Source organism: Arthrobacter sp. MYb224, from assembly GCF_002975455.1.
Classification (GTDB): domain Bacteria; phylum Actinomycetota; class Actinomycetes; order Actinomycetales; family Micrococcaceae; genus Glutamicibacter.
This window is the reverse complement of sequence record NZ_PCPU01000005.1, coordinates 124,076-147,619: the sequence shown is the minus strand read 5'-3', so window position 1 is coordinate 147,619 and position 23,544 is coordinate 124,076. Positions and strand designations below refer to the sequence as shown.

The 23,544-nt window shown below is 59.4% G+C and carries 22 protein-coding genes and 1 riboswitch; of the genes, 18 read left to right on the top strand and 4 right to left on the bottom strand.

The features are described from left to right. Positions 1 to 32 precede the first annotated feature (32 nt). From CQ017_RS11265 to hutI, 3 genes are all read left to right on the top strand, one after another. Positions 33 to 2,996 (top strand): AAA family ATPase, encoded by a 2,964-nt coding sequence (locus CQ017_RS11265; RefSeq protein ID WP_181148490.1) that lies wholly within the window; start codon positions 33 to 35, stop codon positions 2,994 to 2,996. 90 nt (positions 2,997 to 3,086) lie between these two features. After that, on the top strand, positions 3,087 to 4,502 hold the full coding sequence (locus CQ017_RS11260) for an FAD-binding oxidoreductase (RefSeq protein ID WP_105553783.1): 1,416 nt from the start codon (positions 3,087 to 3,089) through the stop codon (positions 4,500 to 4,502). Between the two features lie 196 nt (positions 4,503 to 4,698). Continuing rightward, a complete protein-coding gene (hutI, locus tag CQ017_RS11255; protein ID WP_105553782.1) occupies positions 4,699 to 5,898 on the top strand; it encodes an imidazolonepropionase in 1,200 nt (399 codons plus the stop codon). Here hutI and CQ017_RS11250 read toward each other — a convergent pair. After that, the gene (locus tag CQ017_RS11250) at positions 5,882 to 6,514 is read right to left on the bottom strand and encodes a bifunctional 2-polyprenyl-6-hydroxyphenol methylase/3-demethylubiquinol 3-O-methyltransferase UbiG (RefSeq protein WP_105553781.1); all 633 of its coding nucleotides are present in this window, start codon (positions 6,512 to 6,514) and stop codon (positions 5,882 to 5,884) included. The genes hutI and CQ017_RS11250 overlap by 17 nt on opposite strands. A 132-nt stretch (positions 6,515 to 6,646) precedes the next feature. Here CQ017_RS11250 and tpx point away from each other — a divergent pair, with 132 nt between their 5' ends. From tpx to CQ017_RS11190, 12 genes are all read left to right on the top strand, one after another. Beyond that, complete coding sequence (gene tpx, locus CQ017_RS11245) at positions 6,647 to 7,147, top strand: thiol peroxidase (RefSeq protein WP_105553780.1); 501 nt, start codon at positions 6,647 to 6,649, stop codon at positions 7,145 to 7,147. Positions 7,148 to 7,422: 275 nt separating this feature from the next. Then, positions 7,423 to 8,295 (top strand): SIS domain-containing protein, encoded by an 873-nt coding sequence (locus CQ017_RS11240; protein ID WP_374954997.1) that lies wholly within the window; start codon positions 7,423 to 7,425, stop codon positions 8,293 to 8,295. Positions 8,296 to 8,304: 9 nt separating this feature from the next. Further along, positions 8,305 to 9,243, top strand: a complete 939-nt coding sequence (locus CQ017_RS11235; RefSeq protein WP_105553778.1) for an ROK family protein — start codon at positions 8,305 to 8,307, stop codon at positions 9,241 to 9,243. Next, complete coding sequence (locus CQ017_RS11230; RefSeq protein ID WP_105553777.1) at positions 9,240 to 10,172, top strand: 1-phosphofructokinase family hexose kinase; 933 nt, start codon at positions 9,240 to 9,242, stop codon at positions 10,170 to 10,172. The genes CQ017_RS11235 and CQ017_RS11230 overlap by 4 nt, the downstream gene beginning before the upstream one ends. 12 nt (positions 10,173 to 10,184) lie before the next feature. Then, positions 10,185 to 11,021 (top strand): class II fructose-bisphosphate aldolase, encoded by an 837-nt coding sequence (locus CQ017_RS11225; protein WP_105553776.1) that lies wholly within the window; start codon positions 10,185 to 10,187, stop codon positions 11,019 to 11,021. A 511-nt stretch (positions 11,022 to 11,532) separates the two neighbouring features. Continuing rightward, a complete protein-coding gene (locus CQ017_RS11220) occupies positions 11,533 to 12,792 on the top strand; it encodes an extracellular solute-binding protein (protein ID WP_105553775.1) in 1,260 nt (419 codons plus the stop codon). A gap of 136 nt (positions 12,793 to 12,928) precedes the next feature. Further along, positions 12,929 to 13,858 (top strand): carbohydrate ABC transporter permease, encoded by a 930-nt coding sequence (locus CQ017_RS11215; protein WP_105553774.1) that lies wholly within the window; start codon positions 12,929 to 12,931, stop codon positions 13,856 to 13,858. A 2-nt stretch (positions 13,859 to 13,860) separates the two neighbouring features. Next, entirely contained in the window at positions 13,861 to 14,718 is an 858-nt protein-coding gene (locus tag CQ017_RS11210; RefSeq protein ID WP_219843930.1) for a carbohydrate ABC transporter permease, read from the top strand. A gap of 2 nt (positions 14,719 to 14,720) precedes the next feature. Further along, positions 14,721 to 15,431 carry a copper homeostasis protein CutC gene (locus CQ017_RS11205; protein ID WP_105553773.1) on the top strand — a complete coding sequence of 237 codons (711 nt, stop codon included), beginning with the start codon at positions 14,721 to 14,723 and terminating at the stop codon, positions 15,429 to 15,431. A 12-nt stretch (positions 15,432 to 15,443) separates the two neighbouring features. Further along, positions 15,444 to 16,247 (top strand): DeoR/GlpR family DNA-binding transcription regulator, encoded by an 804-nt coding sequence (locus CQ017_RS11200; RefSeq protein ID WP_105553772.1) that lies wholly within the window; start codon positions 15,444 to 15,446, stop codon positions 16,245 to 16,247. A gap of 119 nt (positions 16,248 to 16,366) precedes the next feature. After that, positions 16,367 to 17,119 carry a CPBP family intramembrane glutamic endopeptidase gene (locus CQ017_RS11195; RefSeq protein ID WP_374954996.1) on the top strand — a complete coding sequence of 251 codons (753 nt, stop codon included), beginning with the start codon at positions 16,367 to 16,369 and terminating at the stop codon, positions 17,117 to 17,119. Positions 17,120 to 17,176: 57 nt separating this feature from the next. Next, on the top strand, positions 17,177 to 17,584 hold the full coding sequence (locus CQ017_RS11190) for a GNAT family acetyltransferase (RefSeq protein WP_181150539.1): 408 nt from the start codon (positions 17,177 to 17,179) through the stop codon (positions 17,582 to 17,584). Positions 17,585 to 17,681: 97 nt separating this feature from the next. Here the strand turns inward: CQ017_RS11190 and CQ017_RS11185 are convergent, their stop codons facing one another. Beyond that, positions 17,682 to 18,326, bottom strand: coding sequence for a VOC family protein (locus tag CQ017_RS11185; protein ID WP_105553769.1), 645 nt, complete (start codon positions 18,324 to 18,326; stop codon positions 17,682 to 17,684). Between the two features lie 173 nt (positions 18,327 to 18,499). Further along, positions 18,500 to 18,617: riboswitch (SAM riboswitch) on the top strand. Positions 18,618 to 18,708: 91 nt separating this feature from the next. Between CQ017_RS11185 and CQ017_RS11180 the strand changes: the two genes are divergently transcribed. Together CQ017_RS11180 and CQ017_RS11175 are read left to right on the top strand one after the other, a co-directional pair. Further along, the gene (locus CQ017_RS11180) at positions 18,709 to 20,052 is read left to right on the top strand and encodes a bifunctional o-acetylhomoserine/o-acetylserine sulfhydrylase (RefSeq protein ID WP_105553768.1); all 1,344 of its coding nucleotides are present in this window, start codon (positions 18,709 to 18,711) and stop codon (positions 20,050 to 20,052) included. Between the two features lie 2 nt (positions 20,053 to 20,054). Continuing rightward, the gene (locus CQ017_RS11175; RefSeq protein ID WP_105553767.1) at positions 20,055 to 21,200 is read left to right on the top strand and encodes a homoserine O-acetyltransferase; all 1,146 of its coding nucleotides are present in this window, start codon (positions 20,055 to 20,057) and stop codon (positions 21,198 to 21,200) included. Between the two features lie 96 nt (positions 21,201 to 21,296). Here CQ017_RS11175 and CQ017_RS11170 read toward each other — a convergent pair whose 3' ends face one another. Together CQ017_RS11170 and CQ017_RS11165 are read right to left on the bottom strand one after the other, a co-directional pair. After that, positions 21,297 to 22,163 (bottom strand): SGNH/GDSL hydrolase family protein, encoded by an 867-nt coding sequence (locus tag CQ017_RS11170; protein WP_105553766.1) that lies wholly within the window; start codon positions 22,161 to 22,163, stop codon positions 21,297 to 21,299. Positions 22,164 to 22,214: 51 nt separating this feature from the next. Further along, entirely contained in the window at positions 22,215 to 22,640 is a 426-nt protein-coding gene (locus CQ017_RS11165) for an SHOCT domain-containing protein (protein ID WP_105553765.1), read from the bottom strand. A gap of 201 nt (positions 22,641 to 22,841) precedes the next feature. Here CQ017_RS11165 and CQ017_RS11160 point away from each other — a divergent pair, with 201 nt between their 5' ends. Beyond that, positions 22,842 to 23,498, top strand: a complete 657-nt coding sequence (locus CQ017_RS11160; protein WP_105553764.1) for an alpha/beta hydrolase — start codon at positions 22,842 to 22,844, stop codon at positions 23,496 to 23,498. Positions 23,499 to 23,544: the final 46 nt, after the last annotated feature.

Here is a 23,544-nt window from a genome sequence, read left to right as displayed (position 1 = left end):
GATATGTGGGGCCAACTCGGGGAAGGCCAATAGTGCTATATCTGAATTTGTTTGGGGAACAGCGGCTCACCGCGTGGGGCGCTGATGTTCTCTCGGGCCGATCGCGGGCACTTGAATTGTTGGCCTATCTGGTGTTGCATCCCGGAGTCCAAATACCACGGCTGCTTTTAGCGGGAACCTTCTGGCCGGAATCCAGCGACTCCCAAGCACAAACGAATCTGCGCCGCGAACTTCATAACCTGCGCATCGGGCTCGGCGAGGTGGACTGCCTGGGCACTGCCGATGGGGCCATTTCCTGGTTGGGCAGTGCCGGGATTCGCGTAGACGCCCAAATTTTCGCCGAACAGCGGGCCAAAGCAGAGGCTGCCACCGCGCGCGGAGATGATCAGCGATTCTTGGATCATGCCGAACTAGCGGTAGCCGAATACCTGGGTGAGCTGATGCCCGGTAGCTACGCCGACTGGGTGTTGCATTCGCGTGAACGGCTCGCGGGGCAGTGCGCGCAGTTGTGCGCCCAGGCCACCGATGGATGGCTGAACAGGGGCCAGGGCCATCGAGCCCTAGCCATGGCGCAGAGACGCGTGGATGTCCAACCCTTGGAGGAGGCCGGGTATCGGGACCTGATGCGCGTGCAGATGTCGCTGGGCGAAGATACGGCGGCCATGTACACCTTCCATAAGTGCGCTGAGGTTCTGGACAACGAACTGGGCGTCGCTCCGGGCCGCGATACCCAGTCGCTGATTCAAAAAATGCTGCCTCGGATGCAACCCGGTGCCCAACGCGCGTCAAGTCCACGAAGCGAATCGGCCGATGGCGGACAGGAAAGTACTGGGCGTGAAACCGAGACGAACACCCTGAAACAGCTCTGGGCCGAGACGGTGCGCGGAAAACGATCAATGGTAGTGCTCCAAGGCGGGCCGGGAGTAGGCAAGACCCACCTGGCCCGACAGCTCGAAATCCATGCCCGCGCTACCGGCGCCTTGATTGCCCGAGCACGCTGCGTGGACTCCGGTGGGCTCATCCCGCTTGCGCCGGTGGCCGGTTGGTTGCGTGATCGAGCCTTCGCCCCGCTACTGGCTGGATTGCCAGTGGAGCTCAAACGCGAGGTGGGCAGGTTGCTGCCCGGGCTGCTGGGCGAGCCGCAACGCGCCGAAGCCCACGCGGGAAACCGGGCTATGGTTGATGCCTGGCAACGCTACAGGTTTTTCGAAGGGCTGGCCCGCGCGATGGGTACCGCGGGCCGTCCGATACTTTTGATCCTCGATGACCTGCACTGGTGTGATGCCGACACCGCTGCCTGGATATCTTTCCTGTTTTCGGGACCTCATACCAGCCAACTCCTGCTCGTGGCCACCATGCGCACCCCAGACGCCGCTTGCAGCCCCGCCGTGGCGGGAATGCTAACCACGCTGCGAAACGCCGGCGCGCTGGGCGAACTGAGCCTCGAACCGCTGGGGGTCGAGCAGAGCGCCGAACTTGCTGCACGAGTTCGCGGCCAGGCGCTGACCGGCTCCCAAGGTAAGCTTTTGCACGCCGCGACAGGCGGATACCCGCTGTTCATTCTCGAAGCGGCCCGAGCTGCCTCATCATCCGGGGATCTGCAGGACACTGGATTCTATGCGGTGCTTGATCATCGATTCGAACAGCTCTCACCCGCGGCCAAGCACTTGGCGGAGCTTGCCTCCGCGTACGGCCGCGAAATCACCCTTGACCTGCTCAGCGAGGCAGCAGATCTGGAGAATCATGACCTGGTCGGTGCGGTGGATGAACTGTGGCGATTGGGAATTCTGCTACCGGCAGGAAATGGTTATGACTTCGTGCATCATCTGGTGCGCCGGGCAGCCTACGAGAAGGTTACTCCGGCCAACCGTTGGCTGCTTCACCGCAGGCTGGCCCAATCCCTGGAATTACTGCACTCCGCAAATCTCGACCCGGTAGCCGCGGTGCTCGCCGAACAATACGCGCTGGGTTCAAACCCCGGTCGTGCCCTGGATTTTGCGCTCAGCGCCGGAGCGGCGGCTTCAAGGATCTATGCAAATTCAACCGCGCTGGTCAACTTCCGTACCGCTTTGGAACTGATCTCCGCCCAGCCTGCCGGGCGCGAACGCGACGAACGGGAGCTTTCCACCCGGACGGCCATGTCCTCACCGCTGACCGCGTTGCGCGGCTACTCGGCACCCGAACTACTGGACAATCTCGAACGCACGGCGCAGTTGGCCCAAGAATTGGGCCACCCGAAGGCTCTCGCCGCAAGCCTGATCGGGCTGTTCGCCGGGCGCTACGTCGAAGGCAAGAACCCGTTGTGCCACAGCATCGGGTTGCACGCCCTGGAACTGTCGCAAGGAGATGCCGACCTGACTGGCCAATCGCATTTCGCGGTGGCGGGTGGTGCGTTGGCCCTGGGCCGGCATCAGGAAGCCATCGAGCATTTTGCCGCCTGCTACGAGAGCGGACAGAACGGCTATTCGTTCATCCTGGGCACACGGCTTGAAATCCATGCGCGAGCGTGGGCCTCGCACGCGCATTGGCTTGCCGGCCACACGGAGCAGGCCCTGCGCTTAGGCTCAGAAGCGCTGACCAGGGCGGCCGCCTCCGGGCATCCCTATACCAGGGCGGTGGCTCTGGGGTATGTGTGCCTGCTGCATCAGCTTGCCGGGGACCGGGCGGAACTGAGCCTGCGGATCGCTGAACTACTTAAAATATGCCGCCGCTACGAGATCGCCTACTACGGGCAGTGGGCCGAGATCTTCGCCGGGTGGTACGCCGGCGGCAGCGCAGGAATCACCCGGATCCACGAAGGCATCAGTGCCCTCGAGGCACAAGGTGCGCTGGCGAGGATGCCCTACTGGCGCATGCTGCTGTCGGATGCGCTCGCCGACCACGGCCAGTTGGATCTGGCCCGCACCGAATTGGATGCAGCACTGCGGCAGGCCGAAGAACTTGGGGAGTGCTGCTGGAGCCCGGCCCTGCTGCGGCTACGCGAACGGTTGGGATAGCACGGCTGCGAACGCTGCGAACGCCAGACGAACGCGCGGGCTCCTAGGGTGGGTAAAACCCAGCAAGAGAACCGAACGAAGGAGTTGGTCATGGGTAGCAAGACAGAAATCCTTGCAGACCTCGCGGCAGCGCTGCGCGGGCCGCTGACCTTGCCCGAGGACCCCGACTATGACAAGGTCCGCGCCGTATACAACGCGATGATTGACAAATATCCGGCAGCCATTGCCCGCGTGGCGGACACCGCGGACGTGATCACCTGCGTGAACTTCGCGCGCGAGCACGAGCTTCTCCTAGCGGTACGCGGCGCCGGGCACAACGCCGGAGGCCTGGGCATCGCCGACGACGCGCTGGTCATCGACTTGGGGGCGCTGCGTAGCACCACCGTGGACCCTGCGGCGCACACCGTGCGGGTCGACGGCGGCGCCACGTGGGCAGATGTGGACCATGCAACGGTGGCCTTCGGCCAGGCAACCCCGAGCGGCTTCATTGCCTCCACCGGCGTGGGAGGCTTGGCCTTGGGCGGCGGCATCGGCTACCTGACCCGGCGCTTCGGACTGACGGTGGATAACCTGCTCTCCGCCGATGTGGTGCTCGCCGATGGCGCCCTGGTCACCGCCGATGAGAACCGCCACCCGGACTTGTACTGGGCCTTGCGCGGGGGAGGCGGAAACTTCGGGGTCGTCACCTCCTTCACCTTCCGCACCCACGACATCGGCGAGAACGGGATCATTATCGGCGGGCCGGTGCTCTACGACATCTCCGACACCACCGAGGTCATGCGCTGGTACCGGGAAATACAGCCTTCGCTGCCGGAGGAACTTTCGGGCTGGATCGGGTTGCTGACCATCCCGGGTGCCGCGCCGTTCCCGGAGGAGCTGTGGGGCCGGCAGGCCTGCGGGATCCTCTGGTGCTACACCGGAGCCCATGAGCTGGCCGAGCAGGTGATGGCCCCGGTGAAGGAATTCGGCAACCCGCTCTTGGTGGGGCCGCACGAGATGCCGTTCAACATCCTGCAGCAGGCCTTCGATGCGCTCTACCCGGCGGGGATGCAGTGGTACTGGAGGGCGGACTTCGTCACCGAGCTGACCGACACCGCGATCGAGGTCCACAACTACTTCGGTGCGCAGCTTCCCACGGGCCACTCCACCATGCACCTGTATCCCATCGACGGGGCGGCAGCACGTGTTCCGGTCGAGGACACGGCCTTCGCCTACCGCCAGGGCGGCTGGGCCGGAGTCATCGTCGGGGTGGATCCAGATCCGGCCAAGGCCAAGCTGATCACCGATTGGACGCAAGCCTATTCCGAGGCCCTGCATCCGACCACCGCGGGAGGTGCGTACGTTAACTTCCTGATGGACGAGGGCGAGGATCGGGTGAAGAGCGCTTACCGGGAAAACTATGAGCGGCTGAGCCACATTAAGGCCGTCTATGACCCGGGGAACCTGTTCCGGGTGAACCAGAACATCGTTCCGGCGCAGGGCCGCAGGGAGCGCCAATACCGCTAGACGGCTACGCCACACTGGATAGTGAGCCACCTCAGCGCATTGCTGGGGCGGCTCACTTTGTCCGAAATACCGGATTCAATTTGGCCGCGGAACTTCACTGGCCAGGTTCTATTGAATAGTCTCTGAGGAGGCCCTCAGGGCACACCTCAGAGGCAGGGGTGCCCTCACACGCAGTGAACCCAAGGAATCAAGGTAGATGAACACCCACTTACTGACCAACATCTCCCAGCTGTGCACCGTAGACCGCGAGGGCACCGTGCTCAGCAACGCGGCGGTGCTGATCCGCGATGGAATCATCGATTGGGTGGGTGCAGCGCAGCAGGCACCGTCGGCAGAGAAGGTCACGGATCTGGACGGACGCGCGGTCCTGCCCGGTTGGGTGGATTCGCACAGCCACCTGATCTTCGCCGGAGATCGCGCGGATGAATTCGTGGCCCGGATGGCCGGGGAAGACTATGCGGCGGGCGGAATAGCCGTGACTACCACGGCTACCCGGGCCACCGATGACCAAGCGCTGCGTGAACTGGTATCCGCACGCCGGGCGGAAGCCTTGGCCATGGGCACCACCTGGATGGAAACCAAAACCGGCTACGGGCTGACCCTCGATGAAGAGGTCCGCCATGCACGATTGGCCCGGGAGCTGGTCGATCAGGTGACCTTTCTCGGCGCACACCTCGTCCCTGCCGGACGGGACGCGGACGAGTACACCGCGGAGGTGGCCGGACCGATGCTTGACGCCGTGGCCGGAACCGTAGATTTCGTGGACGTGTTCTGCGAGCGCGGAGCCTTCAGCGAAGCGCAATCGCGCAAGGTGCTGCAAGCGGCAAAGGATCGGGGATTGGCCACCAAGATCCACGGAAACCAGTTAGGCCCGGGCGCCGGAACTCAACTGGCGGTCGAATTCGGCAGCCTCTCGGTGGACCACGTGAACTATCTGGAGCTCGGCGACATCGATGCGCTCGCCGGAACCTGGTCCGCGTGGAATGCCCGACAGCGCACGGGCGACCGCGGAGTGGTCGCCACCTGCCTTCCGGCCTGCGACTTGTCCACCCGCCAGCCGCTGGCTCCGGGGCGTGAACTGCTGGATGCCGGAGTGGTGATCGCCTTGGCCAGCAACTGCAATCCCGGCACCAGCTACACCAGCAACATGAATTTCTGTGTGGCGACGGCGGTGCTGCAAATGAATCTCAGCCTCGCCGAAGCGATTGAGGCAGCCACCATGGGCGGTGCGATGGCGCTCGGAGTGGCAGATAAAGTCGGCTCGATCGAGGTCGGGAAGCGCGCGGACCTGCACGTACTTCAAGCAGCCACGGCGGCTCACCTTGCCTATCGTCCGGGAATGCCTCTGACCCACAGCGTGTATCGGGCCGGGGAACTGGTCAGCGACCGAGGATGAACTTTCCGTCCGGAGTTTGCGGAAACTCGCGTGTTTCGGTGCGGGCGAAGACGCTTACGGACCAGGGGGAATCATCCGAAAAAGGGTTCAGATGCCAATCCGCGTAACGGTGAGTGAGCAGCAGCTCGGTCGTCTTCGAGGCTTCATCTTGATCTTTCGGGCCGCCGCGCAACGCGCTGGTAGTTCCGAGAATGAGTGCACCTTGGGGTCTAAGCAGTTCGCCAAGCAGTGCAAAGCAGGTGCTGAACTCGGCCGGGCTCAGGAACGCAGGAACATTTCCCGACAGCAGTATTGCATCGTAGGCAACGGGAAGCTCGGCACGGACTAAATTATCAACGGAAATCTCGGTGGCACTGATGGGGCGGAACCATGCCGGGTCGTGGAGTTCCGCGGCGACCTGCAGCACTGCTTCGGTGGGATCGATCCCGTAGGCGTTGTGACCGCGGAACCTTAACCCGTGGACGGCGTTTCCAATGCCGCAACCGATGTCCAAGATCGTTGCGGCACGCGAACAAAGCATGTCCACGAAGCGAACGTCGACCTCAAGATCAGTACCTTCTTCGGTTAACGCACGCATTTTTGCTGCATATGCGTTGAGGTCGGTGGCCGTATCCATGCACTGAGTCTGTCATGGGAAGGTACGCTTGTGCTGCGAAAAATCGGGGCGAAGGGTGAAAGTGAGCTTTGCTTCGTTGCGCTCTGGCCGAAATATGGCTGGGATCTGGCCATTCGTGATAGACAATGAAGTATGGCTATTACTGCATTCAAAGATACCCCTGTCCAGACTATTGGCGAGCTGCCTGCCGTTGGCGCGCAGGCACCTTCCTTCACCCTGACCGACACCAACCTCGCAGAGGTCACCAGTGAATCACTGGCCGGCCGTCGCGTGGTGCTGAACATCTTCCCATCCGTTGATACCGGCGTATGCGCTGCCAGCGTCCGTAAATTCAACGAGCTGGCTGCCGGCCTGGAAAACACCACCGTGGTGTGCGCCTCCGCCGACCTGCCATTCGCCTTGGGCCGCTTCTGTGGCGCCGAAGGCATCGCGAACGTTGTGGCAGCTTCCGTCTTCCGCTCGGATTTCGGTGCTGACTTCGGCCTAACCCAGATCGACGGCCCGCTGGCAGGCCTGCTGGCCCGCGCTGTGGTCGTTTTGGATGAAACCGGCAAGGTTGTTTACAGCCAGATCGTTCCAGAGATCACCACCGAGCCAGATTACGATGCCGCTATCGCTGCTCTGAATAGCTAATCTCCGTTCTGCGCCCTCGGACCTGAAAAGGTGACGGTGCAAGAGTCGTGGCGATGCGCCGCTCCCTTAAATAGGGGGCGGCGCATTTATTTTTCCCCGAGGCATTCTCAAGAGCGGGTTCTAACTCTATACTCGTTTAAAGATCGTTTGTGATTGTTAGTATCTTGAAAAGATCACAAAACATCAAAATGTAGATTCTGTCCGACTAGATATTGAGAATTTGATCCCGGAAGGGGAGAGCTGCCGTGAGCGAACAAGTCGTGCTGGGTGCGCATATGGAGCAGGAGCTAGTTTCACAGCCAGAGATGTGGCGGCGAGCAGTGGCGCAGCAAAAAAGTGAGAACCTGCTGCCAGCACCGGGTCTTAAAGTCGCGGTCATTGGCTGCGGCACTTCATGGTTCATGGCCGAGGCCTATGCCGCGGCGCGCGAAGCGGCAGGCCAGGGGATCACCGACGCATTCGCCGCCTCGGAAGCCCGAATCACCACCCGCGACTACGACGTACTGGTTGCCATAACCCGTTCAGGCACGACCTCCGAGGTGCTTCAGGTCCTTGATGACCTCCGAGGTTCCCTGCGCACGGTTGGAATTATTGGCGATGTCAGCTCGCCGATCATGGAAAAGCTCGACGCGGTAGTCGAACTTTCCTATGCAGACGAGCGTTCGGTGGTTCAGACTCGCTTCGCGACCACCGCCTTGGCTTATCTGCTCTCCAGCGTGGGCATCGATTTGGACGAGGCAATTGTGCAGGCCGGGGAACTGGTCAACGCGCAGACGCCCCAGCAACTCATCGAAGCCGAACAATTCACCTTCCTTGGCCGCGGTTTCAGCGTGGGGCTGGCCCATGAAGCTGCCCTCAAAATGCGCGAAGCGGTCCAAGGGTGGACCGAGGCGTACCCGGCGATGGACTACCGCCACGGGCCAATTGCCATTGCCGCACCAAACCGGGTGACCTGGATGTTCGGTGAAGAACCGGAAGGTCTGGGCGCACAGGTTCAGCGCACGGGGGCCATCTACATCAATAATGATCGGCACCCGCTGGCGGAACTGGCCTACGTTCACCGCGTCACTTTAGACCGTGCGCGAGCTCGCGGTATGGACCCGGATAGTCCACGTAACCTCACTCGTTCGGTGATCTTGGAAGACTGAGCTAGCCACATGAGTGAGCATTTCCTACTTTTTGATGTCGGTGGAACAGACATCAAGGCAGCCCTTGCCGATGAGCATGGCCAGTTCCTGCACGTTCTGCGCGAGCCGACCATCGTGGCTGGTGCCGAGCTGGCAGCCGCCACGCTGATGAGACAGTTGGTTGAACTTGCGGCGCGGCTTCGCAAGCTTTCCGGGCAGACGCCGCTAGCCGCAGGGCTGGTGGTATGCGGACTAGTTGATGCCGAGCACGGCATCGGGATCTTTTCCGCCAACCTTGGCTGGCGTCGGGCGCCACTGCGCCAAATGGCAGAGCAAGCCTTGGGCCTGCCCGTCGGCTTCGGGCATGACGTCACGCTGGCGGCCCGGGCCGAACTGGAGTTTGGAAGTGGCGCTGCCGATCCGGACCTGAAACGCAGCACGGTCGTGATGATCATCGGAACCGGAATCAGTTCCGCGCTGCTTGTTGACGGGCGGATAGTCAGTTCCGGTGGATATGCGGGCGAACTGGGCCATGCGCAAGTTCCCGGAGGGCTCGATTGCAAATGTGGCAACACCGGATGTTTGGAAACTCTGGGTTCTGCCGGCGCCATCGCCAGCAGATACGAGCAGCGCACCGGCCGCCGCGGCGGGGCCAAGGAGGTCTTCGAGGCCCGCAAGGCGGGAGACAGCGCAGCGGCACAAGTCATTGCCGACGCCATTGAGGCGCTGAGCTTCACGCTCGCCCAACAATGCGCATCGATTGCGCCCGAAGGCATTGTGATCGGTGGCGGACTAGCGCAAGCCGGAGACCGGTTCTTCGAGGAGTTGCAAGTTGCGTTGTATGCCAGGCTTTCATTTCATCGTAAACCTCGCTTGGTTCCAGCACAGCTCGGGGCCAACGCCGGACTGCGCGGTTCATTGATCTTGGCTCAAGAAGCATCCGAGAAAAATCAGGGGAAAACTCCATGATTCTCAGCTTCACTCCGAACCCTGCCATCGATGAGAGCTACACGGTGGAAAACCTCACGCTTGATTCGAGCCATCGAGTTCCGTTACCGACCTCCCAAGCCGGTGGCAAGGGAATCAACGTGGCCCGGGTCCTGCACTCTCAGCATCACCCGGTGCTTGCGCTCAGCCCCACCGGCGGTAACAGCGGGATTGAATTTACCGAGAATCTGCTGGGCAGCGGCCTGCCCTTCAGAAGCATCCCGGTGACCGCGTCCACCCGGCGTTCTATGGCCTTTCACGATCCGCAGGCGAATACCACGACGTTATTCAATCAGGCCGGACAGGCGCTGGACTACCGGCAATGGAAAAACATTCTTGCCGCCTATGCGGAAGCACTCGGTGCTGCCACCGCGGTCAACATTTCCGGTTCGTGGCCTCCGGGAACCGAACCGGGACTAATCGGAGAGTTCATCAACCTCGCAACCGCGCGTGGATGCCCGGTGCTCGTCGATGCCACCGGCCCATGGCTCCTGCAAGCTGCCCGGCATCATGCGGTGCTCAAGCCCAACGAATACGAATTACGCGAGGCAACAGGCTGCCAGGACCTGGCCTTGGGCGCACGCAAGCTGATCGACCTCGGAGCTACGGAGGTATTCCTGAGCGCCGGTGCGCGCGGCATCTTCCGTTTCTCCTCGGCTACCCCTGCCATAGGCCATGCGGTGTTGCCAAGGTCCCTCAGCGGAAACCCGACTGGCGCCGGAGACTCGGCCGTGGCAGCAATCATGACCGGCTACTTGCGTGAGCAAGAACCTGAATTTACCTTGCGGCTCGCCGTTGCCTGGTCTGCGTCCACGGTGCTCATGCCCACCGCAGGTGCCCTTGCGCCTGCTCATCAAGAGCTCTTCGACGAAGTCGAGTATCAAATTCTGCCGGCAAACGCCGAAATCTAAGGAGAAACGCCCATGCCATTGGTGCCCACCCGAGAAATAATGGACCTCGCACAGGCAGGGGCCTTTGGACAAGGCGCCTTTAATGTCATTCATCTAGAAACGGCGCAAGCCCTCATTCAAGGGGCCGAACTGGCGAATACCGCGTTGATCTTGCAGATTAGCGAGAACTGCGTGAAATACCACGGGGGACTAGCGCCCATTGCCGCGGCCAGCAAGGCGCTGGCCGAACTGGCCAGCGTGCCAGTGGCCCTGCACCTGGACCATGCAGAAGACGAACAGTTGGTCTATCAAGCGCTAGAGCTTGGCTTCGGATCCGTGATGTTCGACGGGGCGAAGCTGGGCTTTGAAGATAATGTCGCAGCCACCCGCCGTGTAGTTGCGGCCGCGAAACTCACCGGAACCTATGTTGAAGCCGAGCTCGGGGAGATCGGCGGAAAAGACGGGGCTCATGCTCCCGGAGTCCGGACCGACCCAGGCGAGGCAGCCCATTTCTCCTCGCTGACCGGCATAGATGCATTGGCCGTTGCTGTCGGTTCGTCGCACGCGATGTTGCACCGCGGTGCGACACTGGATCTGGAGCTCATTGGGCGGCTTAAGGAAAGTCTGGACATTCCGCTGGTGCTCCATGGGTCCTCGGGAGTGCCCGACGAAACACTGGTCGACGGAATCCGGGCCGGGATGCGCAAGATCAATGTCTCTACGCATTTGAACGGGTACTTTACTCGGGCGGTACGACAATGGCTCGCGGAACATCCCGAAGCGGTGGATTCGCGCAAATACATGGCTGCCGGGCGAACCCAGATGGCAATCGAGGCAGCGCGACTGCTCAAGCTCTTTGCCTCTGCCTAAAAGCCATGAGCCGTTGTCGCGGATCGGTGGCAATCCGCCGAAGGGACAGTTCTCCGCTCCTGCCCAACCACGTCGGACTTCAAGGCCAATTTCTGGCCCTTGCGGTTGGGCCTGCGCGTGTATTCTTCGTTGGCTGCTTCTAGGGCACGCAAAATCCCACCCTGCCCAGAATCCGTAATTCTCTTCGCGGAGCTCTACCCGACAGGGCTGGAACGGAACCGAGCCGGCGTGAATCGTTGCACTGCCGCGCGAATGAGTACGTCCAAGGCATGCGGTGATGCCTATCCGTCACCTTACGTCCCGAACGTAGAAAAATTCATCCCGAAGTGATTGTTTATGATCTTTTAGCGCCCAGTTAACTCTAAAAATATCATCATGAAGCCTTGACCAGTGATCTCTATCACTACATAATCGGTGTAGGCTGATTTTTTTCTGACTATAAGTCGCCAAAAAAATCAGAATCATTCACACCGAGTAGGGTGCCGCAATGGCGCGACAATGAGGAGCAGAGATGAAACGAACTACACGTACCGCGGTGGTGGCCCTGTCTGCAACGGCAGCGCTGCTGTTGAGCAGCTGCGGTTTTTCTGGCGGTGAAAGCGATGCCTCCACAGATGCGGCGGGCGGCGAAAACACCACTTTGGAAATGCTCGTTCCTACCTACTCCACAGGCACCAAGGCCCTGTGGGAAGGTGTGATCGAAGACTTCGAAGCCGAACACAGCAACATCAGCATCAACCTCGAGGTGCAATCGTGGGAAAATCTTGAAGGCGTACTGAAGACCAAACTTCAGGGTAACCAGGCACCCGATATTTACAACGGTGGCGCCTTTGCCGAGTTCGCCGCAGAAGGACTGCTTGCTCCGGTCTCAGATGTCGCTTCACCCGAAACCATTGAGGACTTCCAGCCCGCCTTCGCAGATGCCGAAAAATTTGAAGGCACCCAGTACGGACTGCCACTGATTGCCTCGGCCCGCGCGCTGTTCTACAACGAGACGCTGATGGACGAAGCCGGAGTCCAGGACGTCCCAAAGACTTGGGATGAACTCTACGAAGCATCAAAGCTGATCAGCGAAAAGACCAAGGCGGACGGCTACGGCATGCCTCTGGGCAGCGAAGAAGCCCAAGGCGAGTCACTGATCTGGTTTGCGGGAAACGGAGGCAACTTCGGTGATGCAGATTCGATCTCCGTGGACACCCCGGAAAACCTCGAAGCCGCCGAATTCATGAAGAAAATGATCGATGACGGCGTCACGCAAAACGATCCGGGCGCTACCCAGCGCACCCCTATGCTGAACACCTTCATCCAGGGCCAGCTAGGTTTCGCCTATGCACTGCCACAGACCGTGGGACAGATTGAAAAGGAAAACCCCGATCTGAAATACGGGGTTACCACGGTCGCCACCAAGACCGGGGAACCTGCAACCTTAGGCGTCGCGGATCGGCTGATGTCTTTCAAGAATGACGGAAGCAAATCGGCAGCCGTCAAGGAATTCATGGACTACTTCTACTCGGCCGATGTCTACACCGACTGGGTCAGCACCGAAGGATTCCTTCCAACTACCCAGTCCGGTTCCGAGAAGCTCGCCGGGGACGAAGTCCTCAAGCCATTCTTGGACATGTTGCCGAACGCGGTCTTCTACCCCACGACCAACCCCGCATGGAATGCGACCGACGGTGCTTTCAAATCGCTGATGGGCGAACTGGGTACCGGTAAGTCCGCCGAGGACGTGCTCAAGGGCATCCAAGCCAAGGCTGACGCGGCCAGCTAGCAGCCTGGGCGAATCCAAGTAACCACGCAATAAGAGGCCCGACGAATGTTTCGCCGGGCCTCTGTTGCCGAACCAAACGATACGGCCGGCCCGCGTAGTTTTCCCGTGGCGCCGAAAGAATAAAGGAGAGCAGAGCGTGAGTACCTCGTTACAGGTCACCCCGGCACCTGCCAAGAGACGCAAACGCGGTAATGACTCGCAGTCATTGCTGTCCTCAGTGCCCTGGATAGGGCCGGCTTTGCTCTTGATTTTGGCCATGGTGGTGTATCCGGCCGGTTACATGATCTACAACTCGACCCGTAAGATTTCATCGGTTGGCACCGACCTTCATTCTGTCGGATTGGACAACTTCGTCACGGTCTTCCAAGATCCGGCACTGCCTCGGATCATGATCAACACCGTGGTTTGGGTCCTCTCCGTTGTCGTGATCACGGTGCTTCTTTCATTGGCTCTCGCCCAATTCTTGAACAAGCCGTTCCCCGGGCGCACTTTTGTGCGAATGGCCGTCATCGTTCCCTGGGCCGCCTCGGTAGTCATGACCACGACAGTGTTCTACTACGGCTTGGATCCCAACTACGGAATCTTCAACAAGTTCTTCATCGACATAGGGCTCATGGACGAAGGGTTCGGTTGGACTAAAAATGCGGTCCCAGCGATGCTGGTTTCGATCGTCGTTGCCATTTTCGTTTCGATACCCTTTACCACCTATACGCTGCTCGCCGGGATGCAGGCCATCCCGGAAGAAACCCTAGAGGCAGCTCGGGTGGACGGGGCAGGTAAATGGAAAACCTACATCTTCGTGATCCTCCCGCAGCTGCGCTCGGCGCTCGCCGTCGCGGCTCTGATCAACATCATCAACGTTTTTAATAATCTCCCTATTCTGAAGGTGATGACCGGTTCGATTCCGGGAAACAGCGCCGACACGCTCATGACCTACATATTCAAGGTTCTGCAATTTGATCGCCGCTTGGATATCTCCTCAGCACTTTCCGTGGTGAACTTCGCCATTGTTGTCGTCATCGTGGCCATCTACGTCAAGTCCGTCAAACCAATGCAGGAGATATAGAGATGGCGTTTCTCGTCACCGCCGATCGTGCCTCGCGCAAGACGGTGATCATGCGCATGCTGATCGGTGTACTAGTTGTTCTAATCTTCCTGCTGCCATATCTGACCATGCTCATTGGCTCCATAAAAACACAGGCGGAAATCCTCTCTATTCCGCCGGATTATCTCCCGCGTGAAGGTGCACAATGGTCGAACTACGCTTCGATGTGGGCGACTCCTGAGACACCGGTCCCATATAACCTCATTTCCACGATTGTCATCTCGGTTTTCGCCACGCTGTTGGTGCTTTTGGTAGCTACCCCGGCGGCGTATTACACGGCCCGTTTTAAGTTCCCGGGCAAAATGGTGTTCATGTTCTTGGTCATTGTGACCCAGATGCTGCAGCCTGCGGTGCTTACCGCCGGCCTGTTTAAGCAGATGCTTGCGTGGGATCTACATGACACGTGGCTGGCCATGATTCTGATCAATGCGGCCTTTAACCTTGCCTTCGCCGTATGGATCATGCACTCCTTCTTCGCAGGCGTTCCGCGCAGCATCGACGAAGCCGCGCAAATCGACGGTGCAGGAAAACTGCGCGTGCTCTTCACCATCAATCTGCCCTTGGTTTGGCCGGGCATCGTCACCGCGGTGATCTTCACCTTTGTCTCCTGCTGGAACGAATTCGCAGCGTCATTGGTGATCTTGTCGACGGCCGAGAATCAGCCGCTCTCCGTGGCGTTGACGAAGTTCGTGGGACAGTACTCCACCGCCTGGCAGTACGTCTTTGGGGTTTCGATTGTCGCGATTGTTCCGGTGATCATTCTGTTCGCCCTGATTGAAAAACGACTGATCGGTGGCCTTGCCGCTGGGGCGGTGAAATAGCTATGCCAGGTAACGCGCCTGCGCTGGAAATCGTTGCAACTTCACCAAGCTGTGCCGCGCGCGCGGTGGGGGCAGGAGCCGACAGAATCGAAGTATGCCAAGCGTTGGAACTCGGCGGGCTTACCCCAAGCCCCGAACTGCTGGTCAAAGCCCTGGAGCAATCGCCCCCGCTTGGCGTACATGCACTTTTGCGTGAGCGTCCCGGTGATTTCACCTACACTGCCGAGGAACTAGATTTGCTGGTCAGACAGGCGCAGCGGCTTGCCTTCGAAGGAGTGCAAGGACTGGTCATCGGGGCTTCGACCGCTGAAGGATCCCTAAATATCCCGGGGATTCGCGTGCTGATCGAGGCTGGGCGGCAGATCAATTCGCAAATGGAAATCACGGTGCACCGCGCCATCGATGCAACGCCCGATCCTGCGCACAGCGTCCTTGAGCTTTTGCAACTTCCGGTCACACGAGTGTTGACTAGCGGAGGACGAAGTACGGTTGGTGAAGGGCTACCCATGATCAAACGCATGGTGCAGCGTGCCGAAGGAAGAATTGAAATCATGTCCGGTGGTGGCATGAAGCCACGGGACGTGCGTGCGGCTTATGCCACAGGCATAGCGGCGGTTCATTTCTCCGCCAAAACACCTTATGCGCAGAGCCTGGCCGTTGATGAACAACAGGTTAGAGAACTACGCAATTTACTTGATGATTTGCACTATTAGAGAGCTGGATCCATGAAACGCGAGGAACGCCTGAACCATATCCTCGACCTCCTGGCTAGCAATGGCCAGATTGATGTCGAGCAGATTGTTCAGCAGCTGGAAATCTCGCCTGCGACTGCACGACGGGACCTGGACTCGCTGTCCAATGCCTCGCTTCTCACCCGAACCCACGGTGGGGCAGTCTCAAACACGGTCGCCTACGACCTTCCCTCGCGGTATCAGCGTGAAGACCATGACGAACGCAAACTTCAGATCGCAAGGCTCGCCGCTGGCATGGTTGAAGCCGATACCGTGGTCGGACTTTCTGGGGGCACTACCACTAAAGCAATAGCCATTGAACTGGGCATGCGCCAGGATCTAGTGGGGGAGCCCGGTCGTATCACCCTCACCGTAGTTACCAACGCAGTCAATATCGCCTCTTTGCTCGCCGTGCGCCCGCACATTCGCGTTATGGTCACCGGTGGGGTGCTCAACGAGCGCTCCTACGAGCTTGTCGGCCCGCTAGCACAAAATTCGCTTGGCAAAATCACGCTCGATATGGCTTTTGTAGGCATCAATGCGCTGGAACCGAGCATCGGAGCGATGGTCAGCGATGAGATGGAAGCAGCAGTCAACGAATTGATGATCAACCAGTCTCGTAGGAGCTACCTGGTGGCAGATGCTTCGAAGATCGGAGGGCATTCCTTCGTGATCTTAGATCGCGAAAACCTCACCGGCCTGATCACCGACGATCAGATCACGGACGAGCAACGGGAGGCCCTTGCCATGGCAGGAATCCCGGTCATCACCAAAACGGGAATATCTGCGGCACAGTAAGTGCATCGGGCCAACGCTGCAGCATGGTCAGGCGCTGCAGCATGATCCGCTCGGACTCCTTGCTCAGCCGCAGCACAGCAGTCGAAGTCTATGATCGATATGTGACTGGTGAAAAGACATTGACGACGAGCGGCACTCGCATCCTGAAGATTGAGATTTTCCTCGTTCTAGGGCTCTCACTCGGACAGAGCGCCGTGTATTCGCTTATCAGCTTTGCCGACAAGGCGACTCGTGCGCCATTGCGCGAGCAGACCACATCCATGAACAATCCGCTGAACACGCGAGAATACTTTGACCTGGCGTACCAGCTCCTGGATATCCTTTTCGCCCTGCTCCCGGTGGCCCTCGCGCTCTATTTCATGCATCGAACGCTCGGACGAAGCATCCGGGACGTAGGCTTCGATTTCCGTCGTCCTGGCAAGGATGCGCTGCTCGGGGTGTGCTTGTTTCTCGTCATGGGAATCGGCACGCTAGGCGTATATGCAGCGGGTCGGGCATTCGGCATCACCACAGCGCTGGCCACGGCAAATCTCGCAGACTACTGGTGGAGTGTGCCGGTGCTGGTCCTTTCAGCGGTACGCCATGCAGTACTGGAGGAAGTCGTGATGTTGGCTTTCCTCTTCGGCTACGGCAAGAGACTCAATCTTGGACCCTGGGTGCTGATTCTCGGTTCGGCCCTGCTGCGCGGAAGCTATCATCTGTACCAAGGGGCCGGACCGATGATCGGCAACTTCGCCATGGGTGTGGTCTTTGGCTGGCTCTATCATAAATACGGTCGCGTCATGCCCCTGGTCATCGCGCATTTCCTGCTGGATGCCGTTGGTTTTGTAGGCTTCTTGCTCATCGGCCCGGCCATCGGCATTGGTGCCTGAGCACTTTCCAGATTCATGATGGCCCAATTTCTAAGTGCTTTTAGCAGGGGAGCGAAAATGCAGATTAGCGAGCTTCAGATGAATGGCCTTGCCGAGGTGGTCGCACTCTGGCAACGGGTGGAACTCACCCGGCCTTGGAATGATCCGCGGGCCGATGCGGAACAAGCGCTACGCAACGAGTCATCCACAATTCTTGTGGGGCACCGCGACGGAGCGCTGCTTGCCTCCGCGATGGTTGGTTTTGATGGTCACCGCGGGTGGCTGTACTACGTTGCGGTCCGTCCCGAGAGCCAGGGCCAAGGACTGGGCCAACAGATCGTTGGCGCGGCCACCGATTGGTTGCGCCGACGTTCGGTGCCCAAGGTGCAGCTGATGGTTCGCTCCGAGAACTCGCAGGTCATTCGATTCTACGAGCAGCAAGGCTACGAAACCCAAGACATTGTGGTTTTGGGCAAGCGGCTATAGGCAGAGCAGAGCCTTGCCAGTTTGAGCGCACAACTGGCATTAAAGAAGAGTAGGTGGGGGCGCCATTGCCCCCACCTACCTTCGTGCGTACCTTGTCTTACAGCACCACGGTACCGTTATCGGTTTCGAAAGTTACAGACAAGATGCCCGGGGTCCCGTTGGGTGCTTCATACTCCATGCTCACCGCACCGAGATTCACGTTTTCTGGCTGCCCCAGCCAATCAAGGACTCGGTCGCGTGAACCGGCAATGGCAATGCTCTGGATCTGGCCAGCGGGATCCAGCGCACGGGAAGGGTGCAAGTCTTCGGTGCCGGCGTCCCAGCGCAACAAGTATGGAACCTGCGGGTCCGCGATCAGACCTTTGATGCCAATCTGCTGCCAGGTGAGTTCGCGGCCGTCAGGGAACTTGCGGTTACCCGGAACCGATTTGCGTCCCAGGCGCTCTTCTGCGCTTGAGAGATCCTCAACTGAAACACACCATCCCATCCATCCGCCGCCCAGCTCGGAACGGGCACGGACCGCCTGCCCAAACGGTGCCTTGTCGCTAGCGGGGTGGTTCAGAACTTCAACTACTTCTAGGTATTGGTCATGCTTGAGCGGGAAAATTACATTGCGAGTTCCGAATCGCGGATGCACGCCTCCCTTGACGAATTCCAAGCCCAAAGCCTCGGAGATTCTTTCGGCGGTTGGCATGAGCCCGTCCGGGCCACATGCGTACGTAACGTGATCTAGCCTCATCATGTGCCCATCATGTCACTATGTGATTCAAGTCTCGACTTAGGCTACCCTAACTGGCGAACTGGCGATCGAACGCTCTGCATAAATTGCGTTATAAAAGTGCAATATGACCGATTGCGTCACTTTGAGCCACTTCATATTGCCAAGATCTTCGGTTGTCCGGCAGACTTGTGTCAGGTCATGAGTCCCAGTAACAAGCCCCGGCTTACTGGGCGGCAACCCTCCTCCGCGGTGGGGTGCCCCGGGTGAAGACCTGGCCCTCGGCACAAACTGTGTCTAGGACAAGCGCGGGTTACCCCCTGGAAAGTACCTCGACGAGGAGCTTCCTGTCGGTGTGTTTTTTAGTGGTGTACCCCCATAGTCAACAAGCTATATGGAGGAAACCATGAGTAACAACTGGTCATTTGAGACGCGTCAGATCCACTCCGGACAACAGCCCGACCCGGTTACCGGAGCGCGTGCCTTGCCGATCTATCAGACGTCTTCGTTCGTCTTCCCCAGCGCAGAGAGCGCGGCCGCGCGCTTCGCCTTGCAGGAGCTGGAGCCGATCTACACTCGCATTGGAAATCCAACCCAGGAAGCCGTCGAAAACCGCATTGCCGACCTCGAAGGCGGTGTCGGCGCACTTTTGCTCGCCTCCGGGCAGGCGGCCACCACCTTCGCCATCCTGAACCTGGCCCAGGCCGGCGACCACCTCGTTGCCAGCCCAAGCCTGTATGGCGGAACGCAGAACCTGTTCAAGCACACGTTGCGCAAGCTCGGCATCCAGGTCACCTTCGTGGCCGATCCGGATAACCTGGCGCAGTGGCGCGAGGCTGTGCAGCCAAATACCAAAGCGTTCTTCGGCGAGGTGGTCTCCAACCCGCGTCAGGACATCCTGGACATCGAGGGAATCTCGGAGATTGCCCACGAAGCCGGTGTTCCGTTGCTGGTGGACAACACCTTGGCCACCCCATACCTGATCCGTCCGATCGAGTGGGGCGCGGACATCGTCATCCACTCGGCTACCAAGTATCTCGGCGGGCACGGCACCGCCATTGCCGGCGTCATCGTGGATTCGGGGAAGTTCGACTTCGCCAAGGATCCGGAACGCTTCCCTGATTTCAACACCCCGGACGAGTCCTACAACGGATTGGTGTTCGCCCGAGATCTGGGCGTCAACGGCATTCTCGGCGCAAACCTCGCCTACATCCTCAAGGCACGCGTGCAGTTGCTGCGCGACCTGGGCTCATCGGTGGCACCCTTCAACGCCTTCTTGATTGCCCAAGGGCTGGAAACCCTGTCGCTCCGCGTGGAACGCCACGTGCAGAATGCCAAGGAAGTCGCCGCCTGGCTTGAAGGCCATGACCAAGTCGAGCAGGTCGCCTATGCCGGGTTGCCTTCCTCGCCATGGTTTGAGCGTGGCCAGAAATATGCGCCAAACGGTGTTGGGGCGGTCATCGCCTTTGACGTTGCCGGCGGCGCCGAAGCGGGCAAGGCATTCGTAGATGCCCTAGAACTCCATTCGAATGTGGCGAATATCGGCGACGTTCGCTCGCTGGTGATTCACCCCGCTTCGACCACCCATGCACAGCTGACCGAGGCGGAACGCCTGTCGGCCGGCGTGCGCCCGGGGCTCGTTCGGCTGAGCGTGGGGCTGGAGAACATCAAGGACATACTCGCTGACTTGCAACTTGGTTTTGCTGCGATCGCAGAGCCTGCCAACCAGGAATTGCAGGAAACCCTCTAGGCATGGCATCCATAGTGACTACCGAAGAGACTCTCGACTCGAAGAACCTCGCCGACGGACAGGACGGCATTTTGCGCCGCGCGTCCGTGGGGGAGTACACCTTCGAAACCGGTGGATACCTGCCGCGTATCGAGCTGGCCTATGAATCATGGGGGCAGCTGAACGCGGACGGGTCAAATGCGGTGCTGGTTATGCACGCGCTGACCGGTGATGCTCACGTATCGCAGGGAGATTCGCAGACCCCGGGCTGGTGGGAAGACTTTGTCGGCCCCGGGCTGACCGTTGATACAGACAATTACTTTGTCCTGGCCATCAACATCATTGGTGGTTGCAATGGATCCACCGGGCCCGGTTCGCTCGACGAACACGGCGAAGCCTGGGGCTCACGTTTCCCCTTCGTCACGATCAAAGACTCGGTGCGCCTTGAGGCGCGCCTGGCCGACCTGCTCGGGGTGCACACCTGGCATACGGTCATCGGTGGTTCCATGGGTGGAGCGCGGGCCCTCGAATGGGCAGTCGAATTTCCGGAACGGGTCAAGAACGTGGTTGTCATGGCCTCCAGCGCGCAAGCTACGGCGGAGCAGATCGCATTTGCGCAGGTGCAGACCGAGGCGATTCGCCTCGATCCAAATTTTGCGCAAGGCGACTACTACGCCAACGGTGTGCGCCCGGATGCCGGCTTGGGCCTAGCCCGCCGACTGGCGCATATCACCTACCGCTCCGAAGTCGAGCTGGAGACGCGTTTCGCGCGCAAGCCGCAGCCCGGGGAACAGCCACTGGATACCTCGGAAGGTGCACGCGGACGCTACCAGGTGGAAAGCTACCTGGATCACCAAGCGACCAAGCTGGTGCATCGGTTCGATGCGAATAGCTATCTGGTGATCACCGAGGCCTTGATGAGCCACGACGTTGCTCGCGGATACGATTCGCTACGTGATGCCTTGGCCCGTCTGGCTAAGGTGAACGTGGTGGTTGCCGCGGTCAGCAGCGATCGGCTGTACTTCCCGGCACAGTCTGAACTGCTCGCTGCGTCGTTGCCGAAGCCGAAACCGGTGCATTACATCGATTCACCGATTGGCCACGATGGCTTCCTGACGGATGCCAAGCAGCTTGATCCGGTCTTGCAGGCCCTGGTTTTTGACGACTAGGAACTCGCCTAGCTAAGTATCCAAACATAAAAGGAACGCAGTTTGATCCACCAGTAAGCGGTGCATCAAACTGCGTTCCATTGTGCGTCGTGGGGCTCAGTCCTGCATAGGGGCGCTATCCCCAGCGCCCAATGACTCATTCGGCGGTGGCAGGGTGAACGGGGTGGGTACCGGGCGTTTGGCCGTCACCCCGTCACCGGAAGACTGGTGTCGAATGCGGCGCAAAACCCATGGCGCAAAGTACTCGCGTGCCCACTGCAGATCTTCGATTCGCGCTTCGCGCCAGCTTCGTGGCGCGTTGTCCAGCTGAGCATTCAAGGACAGCTCGTGGGGTACGTTCAACGCATCCAAGGCCATCGCGGCGATGAGCTGATGTCCCAGTGGAGAGAAATGCAGCCGGTCGGGGTCCCACATGCGTGTTCGGCGCAGCTCATTCAAGGCCCAGAGGTCGCCCACCACGGCATCGTAACGTTGCGCAATTGCCCGCACGTTTTCGTTGTATATGGCGACTTTCCCGCGTATGCCGCCAAGGACAGGCGTATCGCGAATATCGGGTCCGGTGAGCAATAGTATTGTTGCGCCGGTCTTGCTCAGATCGCTAATCGCCCGCTCTAGCTGTTCGGCGATTCTGTCCGGATCGCCGCCGGGGCGAATGACATCGTTTCCTCCAGCGCAAATGCTGATCAAGTCTGGTTTGAGATTTATTGCCGGGGTCACTTGTTCGGAAATGATCTGGCCGATCAGCCGCCCACGGATGGCCAAGTTTGCGTAGGAAAAGTCCGGAACGGTGGTGCTCAACTGTTGGGCGAGACGATCTGCCCAGCCGCGGTGCCGCCCCGGGTTCTGCGGGTCGGGGTCCCCGATACCCTCGGTAAAGGAGTCTCCCAGCGCCACGTACCGGCGCCAGGGGTGACTTGTTTCGTGAGCGGGGAGGGATGATTCGGACGCAGAATTTTCAGACACAACAATATTGTTACTTTTCGGTAACTAGCTGTCAATGGCGCCAGCGGGAGGTCACCCCAGCAGCGCCTTGCTGCGAGCCGCGGCATATTCTTCGCGGGTGATGATTCGCCGAGCGAACAGATCATCTAGCTCTGCGAGTTTCTGCTCCAAGTTCTTATTCCGCGCCAACAGGTGAGCGTTGGCCGGCAGTATTCCTGGATCGGACTGCGGCGAGTAGTATTTGGCCCCGGATTGCTTGGTTGACTTGAAATTACGCACAAGCAAGAAGGTGGTAGCGGCCGCCATGAGGACAAAAAGAGCGACGATGGCTCCGAAAGCAAAAGGCATCGCGTTAAAGAGCGTGTCAAGAGCGCCAAAGCTTCCGGCGGAGTCATCATCCACATAACCGAATGGAGTCGAATCATTGAGCTCGCTGAGCTCATCAAATTCTTCCTGAGTGAGTTCTGTAATTTCTGCTGCAACCTCAGTGATATTCATGTCATCCAATATGTTCGCTCCGCGCACGTCGGGTAGCCCTCAATGCGTTGTTCGGAATGCCGCAACGCATGTTGATATCGCTAGTCAACCATGGATCTTTCAGCCTTTCCTTATTTATTCCAAACGTTACATTATTGTAATGGCGACCCAGCCGGTGAATCGATTTGCCGAATCCCTGCTGGCATCTGGTTGACTTGATGCGTGAGTGAAAATATCTGGAATCCCACCGTCATTTGGTCCCGGCCCGAAGCCGAAAGAGCCGGCACGCCGCTATTGGTCTTGCTTCATGGTTATCTTTCCAACGAGGAAGATCTCATGGGGTTGGCTCCCATGCTTCCCAAAGAGTTCACCATCGTCTCGGTGCGTGCGCCTCAGGCGCTGGGGCCCGGCTTCACGTGGTTTCCGCTGATGCAAGACCTGGATTACTCCTTCGATGAGGTGAAGGCCGCAATCTCGGGCCTGTGGAGCTGGCTCGAACCGATCACCAGGCAGCACTCTTCGGTGAGCCTGCTGGGCTTCTCGATGGGCATGGCTGTGGCAACTTCGCTGTTGCGGCATCAGCCGGAGGCGATCACGGCAGTTGTCGGCCTTTCGGGGTTTGCGGTGCCGGAAGAGGGCAGCGGCTTCTTCCAAGACGAAAAGCTGCGCCAGATGCGCAAGCCACTGTTTTGGGGCCGTGATCAGGATGATCCGGTGATTACCGCCGAAAAAATTGAATACACGCACGGGTGGGCCACCAGCGACGTTCACGTCACCAAGGTGCTCTACTCGAATATGCTGCACTCGGTGAACGCGCAGGAGATGGCGCACGTGCATGAGTTCCTCAGCGCCGTAGTACTCCAAGGAGCTGCAACCTAAACACCTTGTATCAACCTATTGACACAAGGCGTTGCCTCCTGCTTGT

Excerpts from the sequence above, each read along its gene's own strand:
- CQ017_RS11260 (WP_105553783.1), top strand. The coding sequence starts at position 3,087 with ATGGGTAGCAAGACAGAAATCCTTGCAGACCTCGCGGCAGCGCTGCGC.
- hutI (WP_105553782.1), top strand. The coding sequence starts at position 4,699 with ATGAACACCCACTTACTGACCAACATCTCCCAGCTGTGCACCGTAGAC.
- CQ017_RS11250 (WP_105553781.1), bottom strand. The coding sequence starts at position 6,514 with ATGGATACGGCCACCGACCTCAACGCATATGCAGCAAAAATGCGTGCG.
- tpx (WP_105553780.1), top strand. The coding sequence starts at position 6,647 with ATGGCTATTACTGCATTCAAAGATACCCCTGTCCAGACTATTGGCGAG.
- CQ017_RS11240 (WP_374954997.1), top strand. The coding sequence starts at position 7,423 with ATGGAGCAGGAGCTAGTTTCACAGCCAGAGATGTGGCGGCGAGCAGTG.
- CQ017_RS11235 (WP_105553778.1), top strand. The coding sequence starts at position 8,305 with ATGAGTGAGCATTTCCTACTTTTTGATGTCGGTGGAACAGACATCAAG.
- CQ017_RS11230 (WP_105553777.1), top strand. The coding sequence starts at position 9,240 with ATGATTCTCAGCTTCACTCCGAACCCTGCCATCGATGAGAGCTACACG.
- CQ017_RS11225 (WP_105553776.1), top strand. The coding sequence starts at position 10,185 with ATGCCATTGGTGCCCACCCGAGAAATAATGGACCTCGCACAGGCAGGG.
- CQ017_RS11220 (WP_105553775.1), top strand. The coding sequence starts at position 11,533 with ATGAAACGAACTACACGTACCGCGGTGGTGGCCCTGTCTGCAACGGCA.
- CQ017_RS11210 (WP_219843930.1), top strand. The coding sequence starts at position 13,861 with ATGGCGTTTCTCGTCACCGCCGATCGTGCCTCGCGCAAGACGGTGATC.
- CQ017_RS11205 (WP_105553773.1), top strand. The coding sequence starts at position 14,721 with ATGCCAGGTAACGCGCCTGCGCTGGAAATCGTTGCAACTTCACCAAGC.
- CQ017_RS11200 (WP_105553772.1), top strand. The coding sequence starts at position 15,444 with ATGAAACGCGAGGAACGCCTGAACCATATCCTCGACCTCCTGGCTAGC.
- CQ017_RS11190 (WP_181150539.1), top strand. The coding sequence starts at position 17,177 with ATGCAGATTAGCGAGCTTCAGATGAATGGCCTTGCCGAGGTGGTCGCA.
- CQ017_RS11185 (WP_105553769.1), bottom strand. The coding sequence starts at position 18,326 with ATGATGAGGCTAGATCACGTTACGTACGCATGTGGCCCGGACGGGCTC.
- CQ017_RS11180 (WP_105553768.1), top strand. The coding sequence starts at position 18,709 with ATGAGTAACAACTGGTCATTTGAGACGCGTCAGATCCACTCCGGACAA.
- CQ017_RS11175 (WP_105553767.1), top strand. The coding sequence starts at position 20,055 with ATGGCATCCATAGTGACTACCGAAGAGACTCTCGACTCGAAGAACCTC.
- CQ017_RS11165 (WP_105553765.1), bottom strand. The coding sequence starts at position 22,640 with ATGAATATCACTGAGGTTGCAGCAGAAATTACAGAACTCACTCAGGAA.